2 protein-coding genes are annotated in these 3,788 nt (G+C 41.6%); both read left to right on the forward strand.

The annotated features are described in order from the left end of the window. Positions 1 to 258 precede the first annotated feature (258 nt). A complete protein-coding gene (gene folE2, locus D9603_RS20750) occupies positions 259 to 1,179 on the forward strand; it encodes a GTP cyclohydrolase FolE2 (RefSeq protein WP_128732748.1) in 921 nt (306 codons plus the stop codon). Between the two features lie 340 nt (positions 1,180 to 1,519). After that, entirely contained in the window at positions 1,520 to 3,664 is a 2,145-nt protein-coding gene (locus D9603_RS20755; RefSeq protein ID WP_128732747.1) for a M3 family metallopeptidase, read from the forward strand. Positions 3,665 to 3,788 lie beyond the last annotated feature (124 nt).

Genomic DNA, 3,788 nt, shown 5'->3' on the forward strand with positions numbered 1-3,788 from the left:
TGCAGCAGTTTGATTGGTATTTGTACAAGACAGAGCCTGCGTAGCATAGTTATTCTATGTGAGTCAGGCGAGAACACAGTAGAAATGCTAATCAAGCGCTGTCCTTTGGGTTCAGCTGAGTGCGCTTTGTTCATTGTTGCTCAACTTTTGCACAGATTACTAGGCGGCAAGTCGAGCGTCGCGACCAAAACACACTCAGGAGAACAAAAATCAAACAGCAAAGATCAACAGGCCCTAGAAACCTCACCGGAAATGACTATGACAGTATCTTTACCTGATGTTGCCTCTGGGCAGCTTGCAACAACAACTTTACCGCTAAAGTGGGTCGGTATGGAAAAAATTGCCATACCTTTAGAAGTAGAAATATCAAGCACCTCTTACCAAAGGGTTAACGCTCTTGCAAATATTTTTGTTAGCCTTGATAAACCTGAGGCGAAAGGGATCCATATGTCCCGGTTATACATTCGCTTGAGAGAGATACTAAGTACGACTCCTTTGAATATTAAAACGATTGAAGCGTTATTAAAAGAATCGGTTCAATCTCAGCAAGGATTGAGCAAAGCAGCCAAGCTTGAGTTACAGTTTGAAGTAACCATAGATAAACCAGCATTGTTGAGCGATCAATTCGGCTATCAAAGTTACCCTATCACGCTTAATTGTGAGTATATAAACTCAGAGCTTAGCTATGAGTTGTCACTTACTATTGCCTATTCAAGTACCTGCCCTTGTTCAGCGGCACTTTCTAGACAAGCATTAAGTGAAGAGATCGAAGAACAGTTTTCCCATGAGATGATTTCAAAACACGAACTAATGACGTGGATAACCTCTCTAAAAGGGAGCATTGCCACACCTCATAGCCAGCGTTCTTTCGCTTACGTAACAGTAAAACTAACAGAACGGATGTTACCCCTCATTCCAAACCTTATAAAAGCGCTAGAACAAACCATTGGCACGCCAGTTCAAACTGCGGTAAAACGCGAAGATGAACAGGCATTTGCGAAGCTAAATGCAGAAAATTTAATGTTTTGCGAAGATGCTGCGCGCAGAGTCAAGCAATTTTTAGAAACATGCCCTCAATTTATAGATTACTGGTTTAAGGTAGAGCATCAAGAAAGTTTACATGCTCACAATGCAGTCGTCGTTGATCATAAATTTCCAACACATCAGTTGTGCGGATAATCTCTTGTCTCACTTTAGGCTTGGATACACAAAAAGCTAAGCGCTATTTTAGAGTTACCTTGTCTTATCTGAGAATTTTAGAAGTAGCTACGCTAGGCGATTGAAGCGGTAATTTCGCCCGCTAGCAAGAGTAAATATACGTATTAGAAGTAGATTTGAACGTAGTCAGAATCAAAGTTAACGGCTAGGAAGGCATTTACTACTCTACGTTTAGGCTACGCAAACAAACGGAACGTAAAACTGAAAATCGTTATAACACCATTATTATGCGATAAGTTGCAATATAAAACACAAGAAGCTGTTATATTATAACATAACAAGCAATACAAGAAGAATGTTTATGAAAAAGACTGTCATCGCAGCTGCGATTTACTCCACACTGTTTGTCTCAGGTTGCTCTAATTATTCAACTGAGATGACATCTGCCGTCTCTGCAGAAACAGCTTATATAAATCCATTACTCAATGTCAGCACCTTGACCTATCAAACTCCAATGTTTGATAAAATAAAGGATGAGCATTTTATGCCAGCATTTACATTAGGAATGGCAGAACACCTTGAAGAAGTCGAAAGAATAGCAAGCAACCCAGCAACGCCTACGTTTGAAAACACCTTAGTTGCAATGGAAAAAAGTGGTGCACTGCTAAAGCGAACCAGTAGTGTATTTTTTAACTTAATAGGCACAGATAGCTCGGTAAAGCGTCGTCAATTACAAAAAGAACTAGCCCCAATGCTCGCAGAACACCGCGATAACATCAATTTGAACGCCGCATTATTTGGCCGTATAAAGTCGCTTTATGATAATCGTAACTCACTCGAACTGGACTCAGAATCAAAGCGTTTATTGGATGTTTACTACACCAACTTTGTGCGAGCTGGCGCAAAACTAAGTGCTGAAGATAAGGAGAAAATTCGCAAAATCAATGAAGAACATTCATCTCTAACTACCCAGTTTTCACAAAACCTATTAGCAGAAACGTCTGCCATATCAGTGATTGTTGATGATAAAGCCGCATTGGACGGTTTAACAGAAAGACAAATTCTTGCCACTAAACGCGCGGCTGAAGCAGCAGGACATAAAGACAAGTACTTAATAGGTATTACCAACACAACTCGTCAACCTATTTTAGCGTCTTTAACCAACCGAGCACTTAGGCAACAGATTTGGCAAGCTTCTGCTTATCGTGCTCAGTCAGGTGATAATGACAATACTCAGATTATCATCCGGCTGGCACAGTTAAGGGCTGAAAAAGCTGCGCTGTTAGGGTATAAAAGCTGGGCAGACTACGTCCTAGAAAAGCAAATGGCTGGAAACCCTAAAGCAGTTTACGGCATGCTTGGTAGCATGGTGCCGGCCGTTGTTTCCAACGTGGAAAAGGAAGCAGCAGATATTAAAACGCTTATTCAAAGCGAAGGGCACTCGTTCGACATCAAACCTTGGGACTGGGCATACTACGCTGAAAAAGTTCGTCAATCTCGTTATGACCTAGACGAAACAGAAGTGAAAAAGTACTTCGAATTTAATAACGTCTTAGAAAATGGTGTTTTTTATACCATGAATAAGTTGTACGGCGTAAGTTTCAAAGCTCGCCCTGACTTACCTGTATATCATCCAGACGTTAAGGCTTATGAACTATTCGATAACAATGGTGAAAGCCTCGCGATATTCTTTGCCGACTATTTTGCAAGAGAAGGTAAACGTGGTGGAGCTTGGATGAATTCATTTGTAGGGCAATCTGAGTTATTAAACCAAAAGCCTGTGGTTATCAATGTCATGAATATTGCAAAGGCACCTGATGGTGAGCCAACCTTTGTGAGCTACAATGAAGTGACAACTATGTTTCACGAAATGGGACATGGCTTACACGGGATGTTTTCTGACGTAAAATATCCGAGCCTTGCTGGAACCGCTGTTTCTCGTGACTTTGTTGAGTTTCCCTCAACCTTTGAGGAAGACTGGGCTGCACATCCTGAAGTTATCAGTAACTATGCAAAGCATTACCAAACCGGCGAGCCCATCCCAAACACACTGCTTGATAAAGTGATCCGCTCACGAACTTTTAATATGGGCTACGATACCTTGGAGTACATGGCATCTGCGCTCTTAGATATGGAGTGGCATACAATTTCCCCCGAGCATGCTCCCACTGATATCAATGAATTTGAACAAGCGGCACTGGAAAAGCATGGAGTCGCCCTCGATTACGTTCCACCGCGTTATAAATCAGCATTTTTTGCGCACTCTATGGGAGGCGGCTATTCTGCTGGTTACTATGCCTATATGTGGAGTGAAATATTAGCAGCCGACGCCTATGCATACGTGCAAAAGCTCGGTGGCCTTAAACTTGAAAATGGCGAAAAATATCGTAAACATATTTTATCAGTTGGTAACTCAAGACCTGTAATGGACTCTTACAAAGCATTCCGCGGAAAAGAGCCGACGACTGCAGCGCTTTTAAAGCGCAGAGGGCTAGATCCCAAATAGTCTTCTCTTTAATTTGACCCAACCAAAAAGGGAAGCTGCAATGCTTCCCTTTTATCAATCTTATACCAGTTGTATTAAGTAAATGATCTATCTTGATGCGGGAAAATAGCTTTAGTAGCACCGC

Origin of the sequence: Pseudoalteromonas sp. PS5 (assembly GCF_004103255.1) — a bacterium.
Classification (GTDB): domain Bacteria; phylum Pseudomonadota; class Gammaproteobacteria; order Enterobacterales; family Alteromonadaceae; genus Pseudoalteromonas; species Pseudoalteromonas peptidolytica.